Consider the following 24,094-nt stretch of genomic DNA (forward strand, 5'->3'; position numbering starts at 1 on the left):
AGAAAATGGCTGCACAAAATTTGAAACCAGCTGAAAAACAACCAGACCACACCACGGGGTGGCATAACCTGGCCAATTCAACCAATCCATATAAACAAATTGGTATCAACAAACTTGGCACACTATTGAGTTCTCAAACAACAGACACACCCGGCACCACCACAACCAACAATTCGGTCAAGGATCGCTCCGGAGCAACTTTCCAAACTTACCCGGTTTCAAGACTCAAAGCAAATCAGCGTTTCCGCTATCTGCCGGTCATCGAGACCATCCCCGCCCTCGCACAGCACGCCAAGTGGCGAACCATTTTTCAGGCTGTTTAGAAGGGGTTTTGGCCGCCTTCGGTAACCAGCTTCTCGCCGGCCCCCTCTCGGCGACTTAGAAAACAATACACCTACTTTGGCCCCACCGCAAACCCTCCCCCGTATGGTCGCCTGGCCCCGCCAGTCCGGGCCTGAACGGGGGCTGACGGCGCTATCTGGAGCGCCGGCGTCGTTCTTGGTTTCTGTGGTTTGCGTCACCGCGCCGGACCCGGCGCAGGAATCCGCCGGCGGGGAGCCCGGGACCAGCGGTGCACGGGAACCTGTCCGCCGCCGGTCCGGGGTTAACGCAAGAAGGACCGGCAACCGTGAGGTTGCCGGTCCTTCTTAGACCACTGGAATCAGCAGTGCTGGCTTAGCAGCAGTGTTGAATTACCAGGAAGACTTGGTGATGCCCGGGAGCTCACCGCGGTGAGCCATGTCGCGGAAGCGAACACGGGAGATACCGAACTTCTGGAAGGTACCGCGGGGACGGCCATCGATGATGTCGCGGTTACGCAGACGAACCGGGGAGGCGTTGCGGGGCAGCTTCTGCAGGCCGAGGCGTGCAGCTTCGCGTGCTTCGTCGGTTGAGTTGGGGTCAACCAGGGCCTTCTTCAGTTCGAGGCGCTTTGCAGCATAGCGCTCGACGATGACTTTACGCTGTTCGTTCTTAGCGATCATTGACTTCTTAGCCATAGTGCTTAGCGCTCCTCTCGGAATTCGACGTGCTTACGGATGCGGGGGTCGTACTTCTTCAGAACCAGGCGGTCCGGGTCGTTACGACGGTTCTTGCGCGTGACGTAGGTGTAACCCGTGCCAGCGGTCGACTTGAGCTTGATGATCGGACGTACGTCCTTGTCCTTTGCCACTAGAGCTTCACTCCTCGTGCCAGGATGGCGGCTACGACAACGTCGATGCCACGTACGTCGATGGTCTTGATGCCACGTGCAGAGACCTGCAGGGTGACATTACGGCGCAGGGACGGAACCCAGTAGCGCTTCTTCTGGATGTTCGGGTCGAACCGGCGCTTGTTGCGGCGGTGCGAGTGCGAAATGCTGTGTCCAAAGCCCGGCTCGGCTCCGGTCACCTGGCAGTGTGCTGCCATGACGACTCTCCTCATGAAAATAAATGAAACGGTCCGCAGCGTTCCGCGTACCGTGCGACAGGCGGCGTCCGCATCCAGCGTTCACATATCCGGCGTTCCGCAGGCGTGGACATCCGGCGAAAGCCGGATGTTTCCGCACTGCGGCGAAGATGATTGGCCACGAGTACCGGGCAGAGGAATCCACTGCGAAGTACCGGGATGCTGGGCGAATACAGGAGTGCACGCAACTTGAGCCCCTAACTACCGGCCTTAAGGACTGCCATCATTGAGGACAGATCCCGCCAACCGGAGCAATTGCACACGCTCCGCGCCACCTAGCGCCTACCAAGTCTACGAGCTTGACTAATTAAAGGCCAATCGGGTAGCCGTCATTGCCGGCCGCGGGTGTATAAGCCCGTCACCCTCACCGTTCCGAGGTCACATCGGCGCCGCACTCTTTTCACAGCAGATTGAAAGGGTGCAGTCCCAACCTCGAGGCATGAACACAGAGCTCCTGCCCGCGTTGGCCGCCGGTGGCACGCACCGTGCGGGAAGATGCCCGCGCCGCCAGCGCGAAGGCCGGACTGACGGCGAACTGCTCGCGACGCCGGGCTTCCGGTGGTAGCAGGCAACGTCGGATACCGGGGAAATCAGAGCCTGGTGAGCTGGCTGTACCGGGGCTGGAGTCCGTCACCGGAGGACCTCCCCGTGACTCGGCGCATCACCCACGGGCCGGCGTGCTCGCGCACCCAGCGCGCGTTCGCCCGGAGGGCTTCGGCACGGCTGAGCTCGGGCACTGGTGTCATGGGCGGCACTTCGATGGAGTGGTCATGCTCGAGGACGGTCAGGACCCGTTTCGCCATGTTCGCGTGGCCGGCGGCGGACATGTGCATCCGGTCCTTCGCCCACATGCCCCAGTCGTAGTACTCGCTAAAACGCCAGTAGTCCACCAACAGCGCCCCGTGGTCTCCTGCGATGCCGCGCACCAGCTCGTTGTAGATGGCGGTGCGGCCCCGCATGGTGCCGAAAACTTTGGAACCGCGGGCGTCGAAGCCGGTGAACATCACCACCGTGGCGCCCGTGGCGCTCAACTTGCGGACGCCGGCGTCGTACTCCTCCAAGAGGCCGTCAATGTCGATCGTGGGGCGGAAGATGTCGTTGGCCCCCGCATAAATGGTCACCAGCGTGGGCTTGAGTTCGACGGCGGCGTCTACCTGTTCGGCCATGATCTGGCGGAGCTTCCTCCCGCGGATGGCGAGGTTGGCGTAGCCGAAGGAGGGGTCAGCCGCGCCCAGCTGCTCCGCCACCCGGTCCGCCCAGCCACGCACGCCGTTGGGTCGGCCCGGATCGTCGTCGCCGAGGCCTTCCGTGAACGAATCTCCCAGGGCTACGTAGCGGGCGGCAAAGTCCATGTCGATAGTCTGCCACCTGTTGCCGGGAGCAACAAAGCGCGGCGGCCGTGCCCCGCCTGGCAAGATATCCTGCAGGCTGGTCAGGATTCGCGCAGGATCCAGTGATCGGCATCCAGGCGGCCCACGATTTTCTCGCCAATTCGGGCCAGGTCAGCAACGTCACGCTCGGACAGGGCATCGAGGAACAGGGAGCGGACGGCCTCCACATGGCCCGGCGCGAGCTCCACAATGGTGGCCATTCCGTCGTCGGTCAGGTGGGCGGTGGTGACGCGGGCGTCCCGCGGATGCGGCTGGCGTTCCACCCAGCCGCGGTTCTGCAGCTTGGTGACCACATGCGACAACCGCGACAGCGAGGCGCTGGTGCGCGCGGCGAGTTCGCTCATCGGGAGGAAGCGTCCTTCCGCTTCGGACAGCATGGCAAGCACGTTGTAGTCGAAGAGCGAAAGCTTGCCCGCCGCGTGCAGCTTCGTGTCCAACGCAGCCGGCAGCAAGGTGTTGATGCTGAGTTGTGCCAGCCAGGCACGGCGTTCGTCGGCGTTGAGCCAGCGCGTTTCGGTCATGGATACATCCTAGATTGCGGAACCGGTAGGCTGACCGCATGTACGTTGTCTCCCTGACCTACAAGGTCCCCGAAGAGATCGTCGATTTCCATCTGAAGGCGCACGTCGAGTGGCTGCAGGACGCTTTCGACCAGGGCATCTTCATTGTTGCCGGCCGGAAAATCCCGCGCACGGGCGCGCTGCTGCTGTCCAACGCGGATCGCGCCAGCCTGGACGCGTCGCTGGTCAAGGACCCCTTCTACACGAACGGGGTGGCGGAGTTCGACGTCGAGGAATTCCATGCGGGCAGGGTGGCGCAGGGCTACGAAAACCTGCTGGACAGCTAGCTCTTCATCGGTCCCGCAGGCTCAGGCGTCGACTTTGCCGTCAGTTTCTTCAGTCCGCCCTTCCGCGGCACCTTCACAGGTTCCGGCCAGCGCGGGCTGAGTCTGTCACCGAGGGTCACGCCGCGCAGCTTGCGGCCAAAGAGCGGCAGCACCCAGTCGTGGACCCAGCGCCGCTGCCGCAGCTCCCACTCCCGCAGGCTCAGCCTTGCCGGCGGCTCCCATTCCAGGGGGCTGAACTTGTGCGGCACGCCCAGATGGTCCAGGACCTGCGCGGCGAGGTATTTGTGGCCTGCCTTGGACATGTGCAGGCGGTCCGAATCCCACATTCGCCGGTCATGGAACGCATCGAAGCACCAGTAGTCCACCAGCACGGCGTTGTACTTGGCCGCTATCTCCCGGACCCGGCGGTTATAGGCGTTATTGCGCTTCTTCAGGGGCTCCAGGACAGCTGACACCTTGACGTCGAACCCGGTAAACAGCACCACCGTGGCACCCGTGGCGGCAAGCCGGGACACCAGCGTTTCATACTCGGCCATGAGCGCATCCACATCCGTACCGAAGTCGAGGATGTCGTTTCCGCCCGCGTACAGGGTCACCAGCGTGGGCTCCATCGCCAACGCCGGCTCCAGCTGCTCGTCGATGATGTGGCGAAGCCTCTTGCTGCGGATGGCAAGGTTCGCGTACTCCCACCCCGGCTCGGCCTTGGCGAGCTTCTCCGCGACCCGGTCAGCCCAGCCCCGCACGCCATTGGGCAGCCGTTTGCTGCGGTCCCCCACTCCCTCGGTGAACGAATCCCCCAAGGCAACAAAGACCCGCCGCCCTCCCCGGTCCGGAAGCAAAGGAAATGAACCCACCCCGGCACCCTAACCAACCCAAAAAGCCGTCAGGGAAAGGGAGGGTTAACCCAAGGTGAGAAACGGCGCTGCCGGCGGCGCTGCTTTGCAAGGAGCGCATCGCCGACCAGAGCGCAGTGAGGCCGCCCGCGGCCGAGGGAAGCGGCGGGAGGAAGGGCGGACCCGAGGGCCCCGAACTGAGCTTGCGAAGTTTGGGCAGGGTCCAACCGCTAAGCGACGGCAAAGGAGCGCCGACGGCGAACCGAACCCGCCAGGGCTACAGCTCGGCTTTCCCCTGACGCCAGTAGCCCATGAAGGCAACCTGCTTGCGGTCGATGCCGACGTCGCGCACCAGATAGCGGCGGAGGTCTTTGATGACTCCGGCTTCGCCGGCAATCCAGGCGTAGAACGGCATGGCACCTGCGGGCATGCCGGGGTTCTTCGTGGCGGCGATGGCCGCGGTTTCCATCCTCGCGGGCGTTTCCCACAGGATGTCCTGGTCCACGTCCACGTCTTCCGGTTCCGGGCCGGCCCCGCCGGCGGCGGACTTGATGCCCACCCAGCCCGGCTCGGGAACAGCGGCGCGGACGGCATCCTGCAGGAGTTCGCCGTGCGGACGTGAACGCCCGATGGAGGCGCCGCGCGCCAGCCAGGTGATCTCGACGTCGGCGTCCGTCCTCAGGTCCAGGAAGTCGCCGGCCTCGGGGACCTCGAGGAACGCGTGCCCGCTCATGTAGGCCGGAAGGCTTTCCAGGATGGCGCTGATCGCGGGAACAGCGGTTTCATCACCTGCGAGCAGTACGCGCTGGGCGAGGCCGGGCCGCCATTCGATGCCGGAGTAGATCTCGGCCGTGACGCAGTGCGCGGCCCGGTTGTTGGGTCCGATGATGGTGAGCGCATCCCCGGGCTTGGCGTTCAGGGCCCAGTTTGCCGCGGGGCCGCCGTTGCCTGCGGAGTCGAAGTGCAGCACGAAGTCCACGTCGATCTCGGGATAGACGGCGTCAAGCCGTTCCTGCCGCACGGTGTAGGTGCGCATGGAACCCCGGGTCGCGGGATCCATGGCGAGCCATTCCCGGTACCAGCCGGACTGCTCCATCTGGAATACCGGAAGCGGCAGCTGCGAGCCGTCTTCGGCCAGGGACGGGATCATCAGCTTGATGCGAAGGTCCAGCGTTCCGCCGTGGACGCCGAAGTCACGCAGGGAGTATCCGCCGAAGGTGACGCGGCGGAAGTTGGGGCCGAGTTCCTGCACGGCGGAGACTGTCACGTCGAACGCCAGGGTCATGGGCTCGGTGGCCGGCTGGTCCCTGACCGCGGAATTTGCACCCGCCGAATTCGGGCGGCCCGAGTTCCCACGGGCCGAATTTGCCCGCCGTGCCCGTGCCTGGCTGATGTCTACTGCGTTGCCGTCGGTTGCATTGCTGTTAACTGCCGTCATTGGACCAACTCCAGGGTTGTTGTTTCGGCTTTTGGGAAATCAATGTGGTGCCGGCCGAGCGGAATGATCAGCGGTGTGCCGGAAATGGGGTCCGGCAGCACCCGCGAGTCCAGGCCGAACACGTCCCGGACCAGGTCCTCGGTGACCACGTCGGTGGAGGCGCCCTCGGCCACGATCCGGCCGCCCTTCATGGCGATCACGTGGTCCGCGTATCGCGCCGCGAGGTTCAGGTCGTGGAGGACGATCGCCACGGTGGTGCCGCGCTTGCGGTTGAGGTCAGTGATCAGGTCCAGCACTTCCACCTGGTGGGCCAGATCCAGGTAGGTGGTGGGTTCGTCCAGCAGCAGCACGTCGGTCTCCTGCGCGAGTGCCATCGCGATCCAGACCCGCTGGCGCTGGCCGCCGGACAGTTCGTCCACGTTGCGCGCGGCGAGTTCCAGCGTTTCGGTGGCTTCGAGCGCGCGCTGCACAGCGGCGTCGTCGTCAGTTGACCAGCTGCGGAAGAAGCCCTGGTGCGGGTAGCGGCCGCGTCCCACCAGGTCGCGGACCGTGATGCCGTCCGGTGCGATGGGGTGCTGGGGCAGGAGGCCCAGGGTCCGGGCGACGTCGCGGGCGGCGCGGCTGTGGATGTCCTTGCCGTCCAGTGTCACCGTCCCGGCGGCCGGCTTCAGGAGCCTGGAAAGTCCCCGCAGCAGGGTGGACTTTCCGCAGGCGTTGGCGCCCACGATCATGGTCACTTTGCCTTCGGGGATCTCCGCCTGCAGCCCTTCAACCACGGTCCGCTGGGCATATTTGAGGGTGAGGTCATTGGCGCGCAGAACAGCCATCTCAGGCATCCTTTCGGTTGGAGGTGACCAGCAGCCACAGCAGGAACGGGGCGCCAAGGGCGCCGGTGATCACGCCTACCGGCAGGACAGTGCCATCCAACAGTATGGGGGCGACGTTCGCGGCGAAGAAGTCCGCTGCCAGCACAATCAGTGCGCCGACGAAGGCCGACGCCGGGAGGCTGGCTTTTGCGGTGAAGCGGCGGGCGATGGGTCCGGCCAGGAAGGCGACGAACGCGACCGGGCCTGCTGCCGCCGTCGCCACCGCCGCGAGGGCGACGGCGACGATCACCACGGCGAGGCGGGTGAAGCCGACCCTGATGCCGAGCCCGGCAGCGGCGTCATCGCCGAGTTCCAGGATGCGCAGGGGGCCGGACAGCACCGCCACGGCGGGGACGAGGACCAGCAGGGAGAGGCTGAGGACTCCGGCGCGGTCCCAGCTGGCGGAGTTCAGGGAGCCGTTCAGCCACACCAGCGCGTCGGCTGCCGTGCGGATGTCTGCCCGGGTCATGAGGAAGCTGACCACGGCATGAAGCGCGGCGGCGATGCCCACGCCTGCCAGGATCAGCCGGCTGCCGGCCGCGTTGCCGCGGTTCCCGCCGCCCGATCCCAGTGACCCGCCCCGGGAGATGCCGTAGATGAGCGCCGCGACGCCCAGTGCGCCGGCGAGGGCAGCACCGGAAACCACTGCGCCGGATGCGCCGAAAACAACGATGGCCGTGACCGCGGCGGCGCTGGCCCCGTAGCTGATGCCGATGACATCCGGGCTGGCCAGCGGATTGCGGAGCATGGTCTGGAAGAGCGCGCCGGCCAGGCCGAAGGCGGCACCGATCATAGTGCCGATCACCGCGCGGGGAAGCTTGTTCTCCATCACGATGAAGCTTGCCCCGGGGATTTTCTGGCCGCCGGTAAGGTGGGCGAACACGATCTGGAAAAAGTCGGGGACCGTGACGGTGTAACTGCCCAGGAGCACGCTGACGGCGAAAAGGACCACGACGGCGAACGCCAGGACGGCGGTCCGGTTCAGGACGGTCCGGCGCAGCCCTTCCGCGCGAACGGGCAGATAATGCCCTGTTTTCGCGGTTTTGAGGGCCTTATCTGCCGGTTCGCGCCCTGTGCCGGGTGCATTTTCGCCCAGCTCGCGCCCGACGGAGGCGAGGTCCGACTTGCTCACAGCCCGGCCCCCTTTCCGCGGCGGACCAGCCACACGAAGACGGGGGCGCCGACCAGGGCGGTCATGATTCCCGCCGGGACTTCGCCGGGCAGGAGGATCACGCGGCCCAGAATGTCGGCGGACAGCAGGAGCACCGGGGCCAGGATGAGGGAAAAAGGAAGGATCCAGCGATAGTCGGGCCCGGTCAGGAAGCGGACGGCGTGCGGAATGACGAGGCCCACAAAGCCGATGGGCCCGGCGAGGGCGGTGGCGGCCCCGCACAGCAGGACGACGCCGAGGGCGGTAATGCCGCGGGCCAGGCCCACACGCTGTCCCAGGCCGCGGGCGATGTCGTCACCCAGGGCCAGGCTGTTCAGGATCCGGCCGGTGGCCAGCACAATGCCGGCGCCGAGAACAAGGAACGGCAGGCCGGGCAGCACCACTGACCAGTCGCGCCCGGCGATTCCGCCCACCTGCCAGAACCGGAACCGGTCCAGGGTGTCCTGGCTCGAGACGAGGATGACGTTCATGAGCGAGTAGAGTCCCGCGCTCAGTGCGGCTCCTGCGAGGGCGAGCTTCACCGGCGTCGCACCGTCCCGGCCCAGCGAAGCGACGAGATAAACGACGACGGCGGCGGCCGCGGCACCGATGAAGGCGAACCAGATGTAGCCGGTCAGGGAAGAGATTCCAAAAACATAGATGCCGGTGACCACGGCCAGCGCGGCCCCGGCGTTGACGCCCATGATGCCGGGATCGGCCAGCGGGTTGCGGGCCACGCCCTGCATGGCGGCCCCGGCCAGGCCAAGGGCGCCGCCGGCGAGCAGGCCGAGGACCGTGCGCGGGATGCGGGCATGGACCACTGCATGGTTGCCGTTGGCGGGATCGAACCGGGTCAGCGCCTGCCACACGGTTTCGAGCGGAACTTCGCGGGCACCAACGGCCAGCGACACTGCGGAAACAGCAACAAGTACGACGACGGCGGCCAGCAGCCACGCGGCGCGCACGGTGACGCGAGGCCCGCTTCCGGGGGCGGCTGCTGCCGTGCCCGGGGCCTCAAGTGCCCGTTCGCGCGTGGTGCCGGGCGCCGAAGGTGCGTTGAGCGCACTGCCGGCGGGCGCCGTCGTCGTACTTTTCGTCATGGAACTGCTGTTACTTCACTGCGTCCGCGGCCTTAGCCAGCTGCGGCAGGAACGTATCCAGGGACCACGGCAGGCTCAGGGGCGAAGAAGCCGAGATGGACAGCGTGAGCGTGTTGTCCGAGTCAGCAACCAGGGCGCCGCTCTTGATGGCCGGGATCTGGCCCAGCAGGGGGTCGGCCTTGATGGAATCAGTCGTGGCGGCATCCGGAACCCAGGTGACAAAGATGTCTGATTCGAGTTCGTTCGCCTTCTCGGCGGACCACGGGATGAAGAACTCCTTGGAGCCCTTCGAGTTGTCTTCAACGACGGGGGCCAGCTTCAGGCCGATCTCGCTCAGGAAGCGGGGGCGGTTGTCATTGGCGGTGTAGACGTTGACGCCGTCGCTCTTGGCCGGTTCCAAGTTGCCGTAGATGAAGCTCTTGTCGGCCAGCTGCGGGTACTTGGAGACCTTGTCCTTGATGGTGGCTTCGGTGTCGGAGACCAGCTTGGTGGCCTCTGCTTCCTTGCCCAGGGCCTTGCCGATGATGTTCGTGGAATCCTGCCAGGAGGTGCCGTAGGCGATCTCGGGGTGGGCAACCACGGGCGCGATTTCGCTGAGCTTCTTGTAGTCCTCTTCGGTCAGGCCGGAGTAGGCGCCCAGGATGACGTCCGGGTTGAGCTTGGCGATCTCGGTGAAGTTGATTCCGTCAGCTTCGGAGAACTGGACGGGAGCCTTCGCGGTGCCGAAGCCGGCACCGAGCTCTTCCAGCTTGGCGTCCTTCCACGGTGTGGAGCCCTTGTCGTTGCCGCCCCACTCGTTCTTCGGGACGCCCACGGGAACAACGCCCAGGGCCAGGGCAACATCGTCGTTAACCCAGGACACCGTGACCACGCGCTGGGGCTGGGACTCGATGGTGGTTTCGCCAAAAACATGCTTGATGGTGACGGGGAAGGCGGCCGATGCGGCCGCGGACGACGCGGGAGCGCTGGTGGCGGGTCCAGTGGAGCAACCGGTCAGTGAAAGGGCGACGGCGGCCAGGGCGGCCGTCGCGGTGCCTGCGGTTTTGAGCAGGGCGCGGCGTGGGAGAAGGGTAGCCACGTGACTCCTTAAGTAAGTGGTGCGAACTCAAGTAAGGCTAGCCTATCCTCCGGTCAATTACGGAAGGTTTGCGTAACGTAATTGTCTCAATGGGTCATGGGCTTGCATTTGGGCGGCCAAGGTGACGCGTCACACGGTGAAATTCCTTGATGGCGCAGGGTGAACAATGGTTCACTTTTTAGGAGAGTAAACGCGCGTTCACCCCTTGTGTCCGCCTCCACGTCACAGAAGGCCCCCGCCCCATGACCCACCCCCGCAGCAGACCCCTGTCCCCCGGCGCCATTACGGCGGTCCTGGCACTGAGCGGAACCGTGGTGGCACTGATGCAGACCCTGGTGGTGCCGCTGCTTCCGGACTTCCCGGGGATCCTTGGCGTAACAGCCGACGACGCCTCCTGGCTGGTGACCGCCACCCTGCTTTCCAGCGCCGTGGCCACACCGATCGTGTCCCGCAGCGCGGACATGTACGGCAAGCGGAAGATGATGGTGATCTGCCTGGCCATCATGGTGACCGGCTCCATCGTGGCCGCGGTCGGTGGCAGCTTCCTCTGGCTCATCGTCGGCCGGGCACTGCAGGGATTCTCGTCAGCCCTGATCCCTGTAGGCATCAGCATCATGCGCGACGAACTGCCCAAGGAAAAAATGGGCTCCGCGGTAGCCCTGATGAGCGCCACCCTGGGCATCGGCAGCGCCATGGGCCTCCCGCTGGCCGGGCTGCTCTACGAAGGCCTTGGCTGGGAGTCCATCTTCTGGGTCTCTGCCGCAGCCGGCACCCTGCTGCTCGCCGCCGTCGTCCTGGTGGTCCCCGAATCCAAGGTGCGCACCCCTGGCAGGTTCGACTACCTCGGCGCCGTGGTGCTCTCCGCGGCCCTGGCGGCACTGCTCCTGGCCATCTCCAAGGGCGGCTCGTGGGGCTGGGGTTCCGAGCCGGTGCTGCTGCTGTTCCTCGCCGCCGCGGTCCTCCTCGCCGCCTGGGTACCGTACGAGCTGAAGGTCAGCCAGCCGATGGTGGATCTTCGCACCTCGGGCCGTCGCCCTGTCCTGCTGACCAACCTCGCCTCCCTCCTGGTCGGCTTTGCCATGTTCGCCAACATGCTCCTCACAACTCAACAGCTCCAGCTGCCTGCCTCCACCGGCTACGGTTTCCAGCTGAGCGTCATTACTGCCGGCCTCTGCATGGTCCCGTCCGGACTGGCAATGGTGGTTTTTGCTCCCGTTTCCGGAGGTATTATCCGCCGGTTCGGCGGCAAGTCAGCCCTGATCGCCGGCGCGGCCGTCATGGTGGTGGGCTACGTTGGCCGCGTCTTCTTCTGGGATTCCATCGCGTCGGTAATCATCGGTTCCACTGTGGTGAGCATCGGCACGGCAATCGCTTATGCGGCTATGCCCACACTGATCATGGGTGCCGTGCCCATCACCGAAACAGCCTCGGCCAACGGCCTCAACAGCCTGGTCCGCTCCATCGGAACCTCGACGTCGAGTGCTGCCGTCGCCGCGGTCCTCACGTCCGTGACCATCACCGTCGGATCCGCCCGGCTGCCGTCCTTCGAGGCATTTAAGGACGTCTTCTGGATGGCTGCCCTGGCGTCAACGGCGTCCATGGTGGCCGCCGTGTTCATTCCACGGGCCGCTGCCGTCGCCAAGACCGTGGTTCCGGCGCCGGCTGCCACCGAACTGGTAGTGCAGGGCCGGGTCCTGACATCCGACCGCCGTACCGTCACTCCCGCCGTCGTCACCGTCCTGCAGACCAGCGGCGAACCGGTGGACTGGAGCCGGGTGGACAGCGATGGCAACTATTCCGTGGCGCTGCCGGGAGCGGGCAAGTACCTGATGGTGGCCAACGCCGCCGGCTGGGCACCGATGGCGGAGGTGTTCGACTTCGACGGCCGTACGCTTCAGCAGAATTTCCACCTTGACCACCGATTGGAACTGGCCGGAACTGCCACCGTGGGAGGAACAGTCCTTCCGGACGCCGTGGTGACCCTGCTGCAGGCCTCCGGCGAACACGTGGCGACCACCAGCACAGACTCCCGGGGCCGGTATTCGCTGCCGCTGCCCTTGGCCGGCCGCTACATCGTGACCTTGCTGCACCCGGCAACACACCAGGCCATGGCCCGGAAACTTGCCGTGGACAACCGCTCGGTGACGGCGGACCTGGCGATGGAAGCTCCGGCCGGACAGCTGGTGGACGCATGAGCGCGGACTTGCCCGCAGGAGGTGCCGGAGCCGGCCGCGACGGCGTCTCCAGCCGCGAAGCCATCCTGGATTCCGCCGGGAGGCTGTTCGGGGAGCGTGGCTACCGCGGCGTGACGGTGCGCGACATCGCCTCCGACGCCGGAGTTTCCGCTGCGCTGGTGATGAAGCTGTACAGCTCCAAGGAAAAACTGTTCGCCCGGGCCAAGCCGGACGAATCACTCCTGTCCGACCTCGACGTTCCAGTCGCAGAACTCGGCAGCGCCCTTGTATTCCGCGTGCTGATGCGCCGGGAACGCGGACTGAAGGAGCCGTGGGCCATGCTCCCCTTCATCATCCAGGACTCGCCCACGCCCGACGACGCCCGCGCGGAAACACGCGAACGGTACCTTTCCAGCGTTGCCGGCCTCCTGAAAGACACGACGCCGGAGCGGCGTTACGCTTCCACCGTGGTGGCGCTCATGACCGGGTTTGGCGAGGCCGTGCGCACCCTCGCCATTTTCGAAGGCTGGGACTTCGACGAACTGGTGGCCCACTACGGGGCGATCGTCCAGGCGCAGGTGGACGCCTGCCAGGCTGCCTGCCGCTGACACCCCCAACGCTCTCTCACTTCCTGCACGCTTTTCCCCAACGCTCTCTCACATCCTGCACGCTTTTCCCCAACGCTCTCTCACATCCTGCGCCATTTTCCCGAACGCTCTCTCACTTCCCGGTGGTGGCCGCATTGCCGAGATGTCTCGGATTTGGGAGGATGGCGAGGCGGGCCACTGGCGCCCGGCTAACAGGCGGTTCGAATATGATCGGCCGGGAACGAGGGGATGAGCATGCTGAAGACCGCTGAGGTCATCGCAGTCGCGGGAAGCGAGGCGGCCGCAGTGGCCTGCTTTGCGTCCGCAGCGACGTCAGCCTTCCCGCCTCGGATCTGCCTCTAGCCGACCCGAAAAGCAATGCCCACGGATGGGCTTTCTTTAGTGTGCGCGGAATCTGCTGACACGGACCGTCATTTCCCCTGTGGGGACCACACGACTTCGAAAGCTCACCACCATGCAAAAAATCACTGCCCAGCAGATCCGTTCATCCTTCGTAAATGCCAGCCGTTCCGAGGCTGCCAAGCTGACCTTGCCCCGGGACTTCGACACGCTGAACTGGGACAGCCTGGACTTCCTGGGGTGGCGGGACCATAAGATGCCGCTTCGCGGGTATCTCGTTCTGCCTCGGCCGGATGGCCTCACCGGGATCATGCTTCGTGCGCCTGAAGGCGGAGCAAAGAAGAGCCGTTCCGTGCTCTGCGAGCTCTGCCGCGACGTGTTCTCCAAAGATGACGTGCTGATGTGGGTTGCCAAACGGGCCGGACAGTCCGGCAGGGACGGCAACACCGTGGGAACGCTCATCTGCGCTGACTTCCTCTGCTGCGGCAACGTCCGCGTGGAACCACCGGCCAATGAGATCAACCCGGACCCTGCCGCCGTCGTCCTTCGGCAGATCGATGGACTGACAGCCCGGACCAGCATGTTCCTGGACCGGGTGCAGGGACGGTAGCGCCTCAGCTGCCTCCGCCTCACTCGCCGATGCTCGCTCACCTCACGTGAGAGAGCATCGGCGGGAACCCTGCGAAAAGTGAGGGAGCGTCGGCTGTTTCGCTGCAGGAAGTGAGAGAGCGTCCTGATGGGCGGGCCGGGCTGAGGTCCCTCGTTATCCGCGCGGGGATTAGCGCAGGACGATGTCCACGGGGTTCGCCTCGGACCTCCACTGCCCCGCGGCACCGGCACCGGACCGCGGCCCGATCACCGGAGCAGTGAGCACGCCGGAGCGGTTGGTGCGCTTGTCCCGCAGGATCTCCGTGACGGAGCCGAGGTGCCGGGACAGGTCGATCACGTTCTCCGGGGCGGCCAGAAGCAGCTGGAAGCCGAATTCGTGCAGCGCCTTGATGCCCGCACCCGCAAATTCCTCCGAGGCCAGGACAAACGCCTCATCCATCATCACGGTGCCGTACGTGGTGAAACCCTGTTCCGCGATGCCCAGCTGGTAGCTCAGCGCAGCTGCCATGATGAACGCAGTGAAGCGCTGCCGCTCGCCACCGGACATCGAACCCGTGTCCGCGTGCATAAACACGTCGGTCCGCTTGCCCGCCTTTTTGCCCGACGGCGCGCCAGTCACCTCGCGGTGCTCCTTGCACTGGATGAACAGGTGCCCCCGGACATCCAGCACCTCGGCACGCCAGCGCCGGTCCTCCGGTGTCTGCGAACCCAAACGCTTTACGAGCGTTTCCAGCGACTTGTAGCGGTTGGTGAGCTCGGTGTCGTCGTCCGTTTCCGCCCCCGCGGCCGCCGACCTGGCATGCCGGGTGTGCCGCGTCTTCAGCGCGTTCTGGATGGCGTCCTTGAACTGCTTCGCCGTGGGTGGCAGGGTCTGCTTGATGTCGAGCTCCAGGAAGCTGCCCTCATGGAAATTGACCTCCGACAGGATCCCGTTCAGCGGCAGGATACGGCTGGTGATGGACCGGCGTTCCTCGTCCAGCAGGTGCAGCAGCGTGCTGAAGGATTCGTGCGTGCGCTGGTTGAAGAACTGCCGGAACTCGGCCTCCTGCGCGGGAAGGCCGTCGCTGACAATGGCGTGGTAGCGGGCCTCGAATTCCCCCGCGGCGCCGATGGACGTGCCGTGGTCCGCGGAAATCGCCGTGCCCCATTCACGCACGAAGCCCTCGAAAATACGGGTCAGGCGCTCCGAGGTGGCCTGGCCGCGGGACTCGGCCGTGTGCAGTTCCGCGAGGAGCGTGGTCCGGACCTGGTTGGCCAGGTTGTCCAGCTCATGCATCTCGGTGACGTCGCCGAAGCCGGTGAAATACGGTTCCAGCGCTGTAACGGTGGAGTCCGACGGCGGGGCCTGACCCAAGCGGGTGCGGGCGGCTTCCAGCAGCGAGTCCCCGGCGGTGAGCTGCTGGTCCAATGCCTTATATTCGCTCTGCAGGACAGCTGCGGCCTCTGTGCTGGCCTGGTGCTTCTGCCTGGCCACCTCGATGGTAGCGCGCAAGGGCTCCAAGTCAGCCTGCGCGGCGAGGGCGTCCCTGAGGCGTTGCTCGATCTTTCCGAGTTCGTCCTCCGCCACTGCCGCGGAAACCTGCTCCCAGGGCCGGTGGTCCTCGGCAATCCGGCGCAGGGCCTCCAGCTGCCGGGTCATTCCCTGGTGCGACTCTTCGCGGCTTCGCGCCAGCTCGGCGGCCTTCGCGAGTTCCTGCCGCAGATCCTCCGCCTGCGCGGCCACCAGCTCCAGCTTCGAGGCGTTGTCAAAGCCCAGGACGTAGTCCTGCCTGCTGGTGAAGCGGTCATCCTTTTCCACGGTGTGGCGGTTGCGTTTAACCACGCCGCCCAGGCTCAGGCCCTTGTCCAGCCTGGCCAGTTCGTCCGGGTCCTCCACGCACGGGTAGGCGAAGTCGACGGCGATCCGTTCCCGGATCCACTGCCCGGCGTCGGCCGCAGGCCCGGTGGCGAGGATGTCCAGCTTGGTCAGCAGATCGCCGTCGGCCGCGTCCTCAACGGCCAGCGCGCCGCCCGCGAGCGGCTTGGACACGTCAACCGCGCGCAGTGCGCCCCGGACCGAGTTGTTGTTCAGGTAGCGTGTGACGGCGCCGAAGTGTTCGCCCGGAACCAGCAGCGTCGTGGCTAGGTTCCGCAGCGCGCGCTCGGCGGCGGGCCGCCACTTTTCCTCCCCCTCGGCGAGGTCGATGAGCTCCCCGCCGAACGGCATCTGCTCTTCGGGCACGCCGGTCGCCGCCGCGATCGCCGTCCGGTTTTCAATGCTCGACGGCGGCAGCAGGGACTTGCGGGTCTTCAGTGAGACGAGCTCCTGCTGGGCTGCCGCCAGTTCACGTTTCTTCGTGGCGTGGCCGTCGAACGCCTCAAAGCGCAGCTCCTTGAGCGCCGCGGAGTCGTCTTCAAGTTCCGCCGAACGTGCGGCTGCTTGCGTGTGGGCCTGCTCCCAGCCCTCGGCCGTCCAGTCGAGGTCCAGTCCCGCCTCGGCCAAGGCCTGGCGCGCGGCGTCCTCGACCTGCTGGCGCAGCTTGAGCCCCACCCTGGCGTTCTCCAGGGACTGCTCGATGGCCGAGATGGCGTTGCCGCCCTGGTTGTTGTAGTCCGCTTCGAGCTGCCGCAGGTCCTTGGCGAGGCCGTCCCGGACCGCACGTTCCGCGGCCAGCTCCTTGGCCTTTGCCTGGGCGCGTTCCTTGTATCGAACGAGGGTCTTCTCATGGACCGTAACCGCGAGTTGCTGCTTGTAGGCGTCGAACTCTTCGCCGGCGAGCTCCCGCAGGCGGTTCGCGTCCAGCAGGGACTGCGCATATTCCTTGTTCAGGCCGGGCACCGGGGCCAGCTGGTCGCGCTGCTGGCGCACATCCTCCAGCCGCTGCCGGATGGACATCAGGTTGCTGAATTCCTCCACGACGTCGTCCGCCGCGGCCAGCGTCGCGGGCGCATCAAGCACCTGGTCCCGGAAGAAGGTGTTGACGCTGCCGCCCAGCCCCTTGCCGGCCTGGATCACACGGAGCAGCGGCAATGCCTGGTCCGAGTTGATGCCCAGGAGCCGGCGGAAACGCTCGGCAAACGCCTTATGCACATCGAACACCTGTGCGTCCGGGAAGATCGCATCCAGCGCGGCCTTGGTGAAGCGCTTCTCCGCAATGCCCTCGATCGCGGCGAGGTCCAGCGGCTTGTTGTCGATCAGATAATACCGTCCGACGCTCGACTCAGTGCCGTTCTTCGGCAGGTCGAACAAAGCCGACACGGTCACTTTCGTGCCCGCCGCGTTATCGAACGTCAGGGCGACGGCGGACCAGGTGGCACCGGGCCGCTGGAAGGCACTGGCCGACCCCTCGCCCACGGCCTTGTCGCCCACCTTGCCGCGCATGTACGTGAACGTGGTCCTTTTGTCCTCCACGGCACCGGAGCGCTGCGCGGCGGCCTCGTTGGAGCGTGGCCGGGCGTCGAACACGCGCAGCATGGCGTCGAACAGCGTGGACTTGCCGACGCCGGAGTTTCCCGTCAGCAAGGTGCCGTTGCGGTCCACATGCATGGTGTGGGCGCCATGGAACGTACCCCAGTTGACCACCTGGACCAGCGCGAGCCGCATCTGGCCCGGGTTGGTGAGCTCGCCCATCGGCAGCATGGTTGCGATGCTCACTGGCTTTCCTCCGCTTCGTTCTGGTCACCTATCGCAACGCCACCGGACACATGCTCTGCATGCTCGCTGGTTCCTCGCTTAGACGCACGCTGCCGCATGTCCCCGGCGTCGTCGCTGCGGTCAGTCACCGAATCATCCTCTTCAGTGTCGTCATCTGAGCTAGTGGAACTGTCCCCGTCGAGCTCTATCAGTGCTTCCGTCCCGGTGGGGTCTGCTGTTGCTGCCACCAGGGCTTCTATGTGGGCCGGGATGTCGCCGATGTTTTCGAAGGGGAGGGCCAGCGGGAGGGCGTTGGAGATGGTGTAGACGTCGTCGAGGCCGGTGGTGATGAGGAGCTGGCGGGCCAGGAGCTTGGTGATGGCGCGGTTGACGACGTCGGAATCACGCAGTGCGTCCTGCTGCCCGGACGGCTGGTAGTGCGCGATCAGCTCCGCGATTTCCTCTTTGGTGATCGTCGGATCCGTCTGGGCTGTGACGTGGCGGTCCAGCAGGAGCCGCAGACGCAGCAGGACGATGGTTTCCACCCTGCTGAGCGCACGCTGCTGGCGCAGGATGCTGGAGCGGGTGCTGCCGCCGATGGCCTCCGGATCGACCGGGCGGAGCACTGCCACCTTCCGTTCGTGGTCAAGCTGAAGCGTCAGGAAAAGCTCGGACAGGCGGCTGCGGAGGATCAGCTGGTTGTCCAGCAGCGTTGTCCACAGTTTCTCGTCCCGGCCGCCGTCGATGTACGGCCCCTTCAGCAGCTTCACCAAAGCCTGGCGAACCTTCATGGGCAGCACACCGGTATCCCCCGGAAACAGCGCCGCGCCGTCCACGAAGGTGTCCCGCGGGGTGACGCCACCGGTGATTGAGCTTGTCGAAATCCCGGCGTCTTGGGTCTCGACGGGCTCGACCGCCTGGGTCCCCGCCGTCGTAATCTCTTCAGTCATCGTCAATCCTTCTTGAGGGTGACCACCGGCAGGAAAGCCTTGCGAGTGGTGCCGTCTATCTGTTCGAAGTCGATGGCGTCCCAGCCGGCGCGGTCAAAGCCGGCGCCGTCGTGCAGTGCGTGGGACAGCAGCGCGCGGATGGAGTTAATGTGGCGTTCCTCCGGCGGAAGCTGCTCCCATGCCTCCGGCAGGGTGGCGGCTCCGGCGAGCGCGGCGCGAATGGCCGCCGGCTTGGCCTTCCCCGTGCGCGGCGAACGCACGCGGTCGGAGTCGCTGAAGGCGATGGGGTCGGCGAGCTTGGGCGGCGCCGCGAACTCGTCAGGGTCGAACAGCTTGACCATGGACAAGGACTCGAAGCCGGCGTTGAACAGCACCGGGCCCGGCACCAGGCCCGGGCGTTCCCGCTCGTAGGGCAGCGAGCGGATGGCCTGCTCAGCCTCGCGGAGCACCTTCCGCAGCCGCACCGACTGGCGGAAATCGTCGCTCTGGACGTAGGTGTTGAGGCTTTCGCTGAGCTTGCCGTAGATCCGCTGGATCTGGCTGTGCTGGGTTCGGAGTTCGGCCACCAGATTCTTCAGGGTCTCCCGGTCTTCGTGGCTGAGGTCGTCCGCGAACTGCCGGCTGAGCACCTCGCCGATCGCGGACCGGAACCGCAGCTGCTGCTGGGGGTCCTCCAGGAACGCCGTGAATGAGCGGAATGTCCTGCCCTCCGGACTCTGCCGGAGCCGTTTGTCCGCCTCCAGCACCTGGGCCATGGTGGCGCCCTTGCTGAGGGACTCCTCGATGATCTGGTTGCGCAGTTCGCCCACCAGTTCCTCGATCCGGTCACGCATTTTCTTATAGTCCGCCGGCAGGCTTGCTGCGAGGTCCAGGATGTTTCCCGCGGCTTCCACCGCTTCGTCGTCGTCCAGGAGCCCGTCGAAGTCGCCGGAACTGATGTCCTGGATCAGCTGCTGCCGTTCCTCGATCTCGTCCTCGAGGGATTCCAGCCGCGCGGTCTGGTCCGGGTTTGTCTCATTGGCGAGCTTTTCCACGTCGCCCAGCAGCGTCCCAAGCCGCGATCCGTTCAGGGTGGAGCGTTCGCTGGACAGGCTGTCCAGGAAGGCGAGCACACGGGCCGCCGGCTCAGTGACTTCGTAGACGATCTGGCCTGACTGGTTGCGGCGGGTCAGGAAGTTCTTGCGGGTCCATTCGTCGCCGAAGGACTTACCGTTGGCTGCACCACCCAGCCCCGGTTCCTGCCGGCGGAGCTGCTCCAGGAAAGCGTCGACGTCGGCATGGAATTCTTCCAGCGGAAGCTGCGGACGGGTGCGGGTAAAGGAGGCCTGCAGGACCGCGATGACCCACGGAGCGGACCGGGTGAGCGCCCAGGCCGGTCCTTTGGTGAGGAGTTCCAGGTCCCGGAGCCGGGCACTGATCACGTCCGCGGAGGACGGGGCGGAGCGGGACACACACTCTCCTTCAGCTGCCTCAGGACTCGTCGGGCAGCGGAAAACCCGAAAACTGCCAACTACAAGGTTAACGCAGTAGCCCGGGGAGCCCGTCCGGCTGGCCTGCCCCCGACCACCGAGCGCCCGGGCTGACGCCGTTCGGCCGTCTAGGCGCCCTGGGAGGCCACGAAGATCTTGTTACGGGTGTTACTGATGGGGTTTAAGTGACCGTCCCGTGACCTACGGTCCGGTAGCATTTCGATCCCGTATCGACACGCGCGCCACGGCCTCCGGGCTCTGGCTGACGCGCCGCCGGCACCCTACGCTCGTGCTACTTGATCCAACCAGGCAATGACGCAGGGGGAAACCATGCAGTTCGATCTCAGCGCAGTAGAGACAGGCACTTTCGTGTTCATCGGAACGCTCGTGTTTGGCCTGCTGATCGTGGGTTTCATGATGACGGCCGCTTTCCTGGCCATGGTTGTCGTGGGGGTGGGCCGGTTCGCCTGGTTCATCGTTGCCGGCACCCTGCTGGGACTGGTCCACGGCATCAACCACCTGTGGGACCGCCTGGTGCACCATGCCTCCACCGTTGAGCTCCCCGGCGACTTCCAGGGGCAGCCGGCCCCTAGCACGGGAACTTACCCGCGGGTAGCATTGAGGGACAGCTGAAGGGTTCTCCACCCGAGGCGGACCCAGGGCTCGAGCCGGCCACCCCGGTTAGAGGAGATGCCCCGTGAGCTCTGCCACTGACAGTCCAGCCGCTGACGTTCCCGTTGCCCCCGATAAGATCGGGCCGGGCGCCACCGAGGCCGATGCCCGGGCCATCACGGAGGCCGCCCGGGAGACCGCCTGGGAGAGGCCCAGCTTTGCCAAGGGTCTGTACTTGGGCAATTTCGACCTTTCCCTGATCCACCCCTGGCCCGAGGCCAGGACCGAGGATGTGGAACGCGGCGAGGAGTTCATGGCACGCCTCACCGCCTACTGCCGAACCATGTCCGGCCGCCTGATCGAGCGGGACGCCAAAATCCCGGACGAGTATCTCGCCGGGCTGGCAGACCTGGGCGTCTTCGGCATGAAGATCCCCCGCGAATACGGCGGCCTCGGCCTTTCCCTCGTCTACTACGGCCGGGCGCTGGCACTGCTGGGATCTGTGCATCCCAGCCTCGGTGCCCTGCTGTCCGCGCATCAGTCCATCGGCGTCCCCGAGCCGGTGAAGGTCTTCGGTACGCCGGAGCAGAAAGAGGAGTACCTCCCGCGCTGCGCCGCCGGTGCCATTACGGCGTTCCTGCTGACCGAGCCCGACGTCGGCAGTGATCCCGCCCGGATGGGAAGCACCGCCGTCCCCACGGAAGACGGCGACGCCTACATCCTGGACGGCGTGAAACTGTGGACCACCAACGGCGTGATCGCCGAACTGGTAGTGGTGATGGCGCTGGTTCCGGGGCACACCGATTCCGACGGAACTGTCCACAAGGGCGGCATCAGCGCGTTCGTGGTGGAAATGGACTCCCCCGGCATCACGGTGGAAAACCGCAATGCCTTCATGGGTCTGCGAGGCATTGAGAACGGCGTAACCCGCTTCCACCAGGTACGGGTTCCCGCAGCCAACCGGCTCGGCCGCGAAGGCCAGGGCCTGAAGATCGCACTCACCACCCTCAACACGGGACGGCTCTCCATCCCGGCCCTTTGTGTGGCGTCCGGACGGTGGAGCCTGAAGATCGCCCGTGAATGGTCCAACGCACGCACCCAATGGGGCCGGCCCGTAGGCAAGCACGAGGCCGTGGGCAAGAAAATCGCCTTCATCGCGGCAAGTGCTTTCGCCCTGGACGCCGTGTTCGAGCTCTCCGCCGAGATGGCCGACGCCGGCCAAAAGGATGTCCGGATCGAGGCGGCCCTGGCCAAACTCTGGTCCACGGAGATCAGCTGCCGGATCGCGGACGAACTGGTGCAGATCCGGGGCGGACGCGGTTTTGAAACGGCGGATTCCCTGGAGCAACGCGGCGAACGGGCCGTTGCGGCCGAACAGCAGCTCCGGGACCTCCGGATCAACCGGATCTTCGAGGGCTCCTCGGAAATCATGAAGCTCCTGATCGCGCGCGAAGCCGTGGACGCCCACCTCGCCGCCGCCGGAGACCTTGCCTCCGCGGATGCCAGCCTGTCAGACAAGGCGCGGGCGGCCGTCGGCGCTTCCGGCTTCTATGCGAAGTGGCTGCCCAAGCTTGTGGCGGGCGCCGGGATGGACCCGCGGTCCTACACGGAGTTCGGCAGGCTCGCCAAACAGCTGAGGTTCGTGGAGAGGTCTTCGCGGCGGCTGGCACGGCAGACGTTCTATGGCATGGGCCGGTGGCAGGCAAAACTCGAGCACAAGCAGGCATTCCTGGGGCGAATCGTGGACATCGGCGCCGAACTGTTCGCCATGGCGGCCTGCTGTTCACGCGCCGAGGGGATGCTCCACACGAATCCCGAGCGGGCTGCCACCGCCTACGAACTGGCGGAGGCGTACTGTGAGCACGCTCGGGTCCGGGTGGACGAGTACTTCGACCAGCTGTGGCGAAACACTGACGACGCCGATCGCGGGCTCACTGAAAAGGTGCTCGCCGGGGACTACAGGTGGCTTGAAGAAGGCGTCCTGGACCAGTCCGAAGGCACGGGACCATGGATTGCCGACGCTGCTCCCCGGGCCACCGTGAAGGAGAACCTGCACCGCAAATACCGCTGATTCGAGGGTTTTTTTCGTCCCGCCATCGATGCTAAGCACCCTTGCTACCGCTGTTGCGCCGTGGTTAGGTGGAGAAGAGACCATCATGCAGGTCTCCGCATAGCGGTGGCCGGCCCCAACAACGGGATCGGTTCAATCGATGAAAGCGAGAACCCCTGATGAGCAGCACAGTAGGGCCCGAAGACAGACAGTCGCGCCGCGCCGCCCGGAGCGCCGACACCACCCGCATGGACGGCGCCCGCCCCGGGACCGGCACCGGTGACATTGAAAACAGGAATGTGGAAGGCCGGCTGGAGGGCCGGCGCAGCTACACCGACGCTCCGCGGGCCACAGGGAATTACGACGCCGGCACGGACTACGAGGACACCCGCGCCTATGCGGTGGCGCCTACGGCCGAGTCCGCCGCGTTTGCAGACGCGAATGCCGCCACCCGCGAGACCGTAGCGGCCCGCGAGAAGGAGCAGTTCGGCGGAATCAAGATCGGCTCGGCCTTCTTTGGCTGGCTCGCCGCGACGGGAATGGCCGTATTGTTGACTGCCCTGGTTGCAGCGGCCGGAACGGCGGTTGGGCTTGCGACCAACACTGACGTCAATGAGGCAGTCAACCAGGCATCCTCCGACCAGACTGTGGGATGGACGGGAGTCATCGTGCTGCTGGCCGTCCTCTTCGTGGCGTACTACTGCGGCGGTTACGTGGCCGGCCGCATGGCACGTTTCAGCGGCGCCAAGCAGGGATTCATGGTGTGGGTCTGGGCCGTGATTTTCGCCGTGCTTATTGCACTGCTGGCCATGATCGCAGGGGAACGCTTCAATATCCTCGCCAGCCTGAACAGCTTCCCGCGCATTCCCGTCAACGAAGGACAGCTGACCACCACAGGCATCATCGCCGCCGTCGTGGTGGCCCTTGTTGCCCTGCTCGGTGCAGTGCTTGGCGGCATGGCCGGCATGCGCTTCCACCGCAAGGTGGACCGTGCCGGATTCACGCCGCTGGAAGCCGACGCGGAAAGCTGAATTTCCGCCGCCGTCCCGGAACGCTAGGAGGCAGCCTCGTCGAGGTAGTACCAGCGCCTGTCCACGCGCAGGAACCGGCTGGTTTCGTGGTGGACACCCCGCTCGCCGTCGTGCCGGAAATGGGCCTTGAACTCCACCGTCCCTTCCGAGTCCAAGGGACCGCCGCGGCTGGTGGAAACAATGTCCAGCCGACGCCACTCCATGGCCGGGTCAAGCTTGAGCTCCCGCGGCCGGGTGTCCGGATGCCAGGTGCGGAGCAGATAAGCGGCGTCCCGCAGCACAAAGGCGCTGTACCTGGAGCGCATCAGCTGTTCCGCCGTCGGGGCTGCGGAGTCGCCCCGGTGGAACCGGCCGCAGCAGTCTTCATACTGCTCGCCGGACAGGCACGGGCAGTTCCCGGAGGACCCCGCGGGGCTGCTGTCCGGACTGTCTCCGCCGGCTTGTGGTTGAGGTTGTTGGGGGTCGGTCTGCTGCGGCACGGAGCGTCCTT

At 65.7% G+C, this 24,094-nt stretch carries 24 protein-coding genes; 9 read left to right on the top strand and 15 right to left on the bottom strand.

Going from position 1 to position 24,094, the window contains the following annotated elements; all coding sequences use genetic code 11:
- A partial coding sequence (locus tag J2805_RS00005) for a hypothetical protein (RefSeq protein ID WP_309967293.1) occupies positions 1-323 on the top strand: 323 nt, incomplete at its 5' end.
- A 369-nt stretch (positions 324-692) separates the two neighbouring features.
- Here J2805_RS00005 and rpsN read toward each other — a convergent pair.
- From rpsN to rpmB, 3 genes are read right to left on the bottom strand one after another with little or no spacing between them, the layout of a single operon-like run.
- Positions 693-998: a 30S ribosomal protein S14 gene (gene rpsN / locus J2805_RS00010; RefSeq protein ID WP_043485315.1), complete on the bottom strand. Its 306-nt coding sequence runs from the start codon at positions 996-998 to the stop codon at positions 693-695.
- Positions 999-1,003: 5 nt separating this feature from the next.
- Positions 1,004-1,171 (bottom strand): 50S ribosomal protein L33, encoded by a 168-nt coding sequence (gene rpmG / locus J2805_RS00015; protein ID WP_144672488.1) that lies wholly within the window; start codon positions 1,169-1,171, stop codon positions 1,004-1,006.
- Positions 1,171-1,407 (bottom strand): 50S ribosomal protein L28, encoded by a 237-nt coding sequence (gene rpmB, locus J2805_RS00020; protein WP_011693744.1) that lies wholly within the window; start codon positions 1,405-1,407, stop codon positions 1,171-1,173. The genes rpmG and rpmB overlap by 1 nt, the downstream gene beginning before the upstream one ends.
- Positions 1,408-1,885: 478 nt before the next feature.
- Here rpmB and J2805_RS00025 point away from each other — a divergent pair, with 478 nt between their 5' ends.
- Positions 1,886-2,011 (top strand): hypothetical protein, encoded by a 126-nt coding sequence (locus tag J2805_RS00025; RefSeq protein ID WP_309967300.1) that lies wholly within the window; start codon positions 1,886-1,888, stop codon positions 2,009-2,011.
- Between the two features lie 25 nt (positions 2,012-2,036).
- Here the strand turns inward: J2805_RS00025 and J2805_RS00030 are convergent, their stop codons facing one another.
- Both J2805_RS00030 and J2805_RS00035 read right to left on the bottom strand, forming a co-directional pair.
- Positions 2,037-2,798 (bottom strand): SGNH/GDSL hydrolase family protein, encoded by a 762-nt coding sequence (locus J2805_RS00030; RefSeq protein ID WP_309967302.1) that lies wholly within the window; start codon positions 2,796-2,798, stop codon positions 2,037-2,039.
- Positions 2,799-2,878: 80 nt separating this feature from the next.
- Positions 2,879-3,358, bottom strand: a complete 480-nt coding sequence (locus tag J2805_RS00035; RefSeq protein ID WP_309967304.1) for a MarR family winged helix-turn-helix transcriptional regulator — start codon at positions 3,356-3,358, stop codon at positions 2,879-2,881.
- 38 nt (positions 3,359-3,396) lie between these two features.
- Between J2805_RS00035 and J2805_RS00040 the strand changes: the two genes are divergently transcribed.
- Positions 3,397-3,684, top strand: a complete 288-nt coding sequence (locus J2805_RS00040; RefSeq protein WP_309967307.1) for a YciI family protein — start codon at positions 3,397-3,399, stop codon at positions 3,682-3,684.
- Here J2805_RS00040 and J2805_RS00045 read toward each other — a convergent pair.
- From J2805_RS00045 to J2805_RS00070, 6 genes are all read right to left on the bottom strand, one after another.
- Positions 3,681-4,538, bottom strand: a complete 858-nt coding sequence (locus J2805_RS00045; protein WP_309967310.1) for an SGNH/GDSL hydrolase family protein — start codon at positions 4,536-4,538, stop codon at positions 3,681-3,683. The genes J2805_RS00040 and J2805_RS00045 overlap by 4 nt on opposite strands.
- Positions 4,539-4,794: 256 nt before the next feature.
- On the bottom strand, positions 4,795-5,802 hold the full coding sequence (locus tag J2805_RS00050; RefSeq protein ID WP_309969024.1) for a siderophore-interacting protein: 1,008 nt from the start codon (positions 5,800-5,802) through the stop codon (positions 4,795-4,797).
- A 149-nt stretch (positions 5,803-5,951) separates the two neighbouring features.
- The gene (locus J2805_RS00055; RefSeq protein ID WP_309967313.1) at positions 5,952-6,782 is read right to left on the bottom strand and encodes an ABC transporter ATP-binding protein; all 831 of its coding nucleotides are present in this window, start codon (positions 6,780-6,782) and stop codon (positions 5,952-5,954) included.
- Position 6,783: 1 nt separating this feature from the next.
- Positions 6,784-7,842, bottom strand: coding sequence for a FecCD family ABC transporter permease (locus J2805_RS00060; protein WP_396134194.1), 1,059 nt, complete (start codon positions 7,840-7,842; stop codon positions 6,784-6,786).
- Positions 7,843-7,949: 107 nt separating this feature from the next.
- Complete coding sequence (locus J2805_RS00065) at positions 7,950-9,071, bottom strand: FecCD family ABC transporter permease (protein ID WP_309967316.1); 1,122 nt, start codon at positions 9,069-9,071, stop codon at positions 7,950-7,952.
- Positions 9,072-9,081: 10 nt separating this feature from the next.
- Entirely contained in the window at positions 9,082-10,149 is a 1,068-nt protein-coding gene (locus J2805_RS00070; protein ID WP_309967319.1) for an iron-siderophore ABC transporter substrate-binding protein, read from the bottom strand.
- Positions 10,150-10,391: 242 nt separating this feature from the next.
- Between J2805_RS00070 and J2805_RS00075 the strand changes: the two genes are divergently transcribed.
- From J2805_RS00075 to J2805_RS00085, 3 genes are all read left to right on the top strand, one after another.
- Positions 10,392-12,344, top strand: a complete 1,953-nt coding sequence (locus J2805_RS00075) for an MFS transporter (protein ID WP_309967322.1) — start codon at positions 10,392-10,394, stop codon at positions 12,342-12,344.
- Positions 12,341-12,931, top strand: a complete 591-nt coding sequence (locus tag J2805_RS00080) for a TetR/AcrR family transcriptional regulator (protein ID WP_309967324.1) — start codon at positions 12,341-12,343, stop codon at positions 12,929-12,931. The genes J2805_RS00075 and J2805_RS00080 overlap by 4 nt, the downstream gene beginning before the upstream one ends.
- A gap of 454 nt (positions 12,932-13,385) precedes the next feature.
- Positions 13,386-13,880: an FBP domain-containing protein gene (locus J2805_RS00085; protein WP_309967327.1), complete on the top strand. Its 495-nt coding sequence runs from the start codon at positions 13,386-13,388 to the stop codon at positions 13,878-13,880.
- 168 nt (positions 13,881-14,048) lie between these two features.
- Here the strand turns inward: J2805_RS00085 and J2805_RS00090 are convergent, their stop codons facing one another.
- The 3 genes from J2805_RS00090 to J2805_RS00100 are packed head-to-tail and all read right to left on the bottom strand — an operon-like array spanning position 14,049 to position 19,893.
- Positions 14,049-17,513 (bottom strand): ATP-binding protein, encoded by a 3,465-nt coding sequence (locus J2805_RS00090; RefSeq protein WP_309967330.1) that lies wholly within the window; start codon positions 17,511-17,513, stop codon positions 14,049-14,051.
- Positions 17,510-18,442, bottom strand: a complete 933-nt coding sequence (locus J2805_RS00095) for a DUF4194 domain-containing protein (protein ID WP_309967335.1) — start codon at positions 18,440-18,442, stop codon at positions 17,510-17,512. Before J2805_RS00095 ends, J2805_RS00090 begins: the two co-directional genes overlap by 4 nt.
- 2 nt (positions 18,443-18,444) lie before the next feature.
- Positions 18,445-19,893 carry a DUF3375 family protein gene (locus J2805_RS00100; RefSeq protein ID WP_309967338.1) on the bottom strand — a complete coding sequence of 483 codons (1,449 nt, stop codon included), beginning with the start codon at positions 19,891-19,893 and terminating at the stop codon, positions 18,445-18,447.
- A gap of 348 nt (positions 19,894-20,241) precedes the next feature.
- Between J2805_RS00100 and J2805_RS00105 the strand changes: the two genes are divergently transcribed.
- From J2805_RS00105 to J2805_RS00115, 3 genes are all read left to right on the top strand, one after another.
- The gene (locus tag J2805_RS00105; RefSeq protein WP_309969030.1) at positions 20,242-20,544 is read left to right on the top strand and encodes a hypothetical protein; all 303 of its coding nucleotides are present in this window, start codon (positions 20,242-20,244) and stop codon (positions 20,542-20,544) included.
- Between the two features lie 64 nt (positions 20,545-20,608).
- A complete protein-coding gene (locus J2805_RS00110; RefSeq protein ID WP_309967342.1) occupies positions 20,609-22,594 on the top strand; it encodes an acyl-CoA dehydrogenase family protein in 1,986 nt (661 codons plus the stop codon).
- A 158-nt stretch (positions 22,595-22,752) separates the two neighbouring features.
- Positions 22,753-23,604 (top strand): YrzE family protein, encoded by an 852-nt coding sequence (locus J2805_RS00115; RefSeq protein ID WP_309967345.1) that lies wholly within the window; start codon positions 22,753-22,755, stop codon positions 23,602-23,604.
- 23 nt (positions 23,605-23,627) lie between these two features.
- Here the strand turns inward: J2805_RS00115 and J2805_RS00120 are convergent, their stop codons facing one another.
- Complete coding sequence (locus J2805_RS00120; protein ID WP_309967348.1) at positions 23,628-24,083, bottom strand: YchJ family protein; 456 nt, start codon at positions 24,081-24,083, stop codon at positions 23,628-23,630.
- Between the last annotated feature and the right edge of the window lie 11 nt (positions 24,084-24,094).

This window comes from Arthrobacter oryzae (genome assembly GCF_031454875.1).
Taxonomy (GTDB): Bacteria; Actinomycetota; Actinomycetes; order Actinomycetales; family Micrococcaceae; genus Arthrobacter; species Arthrobacter oryzae_D.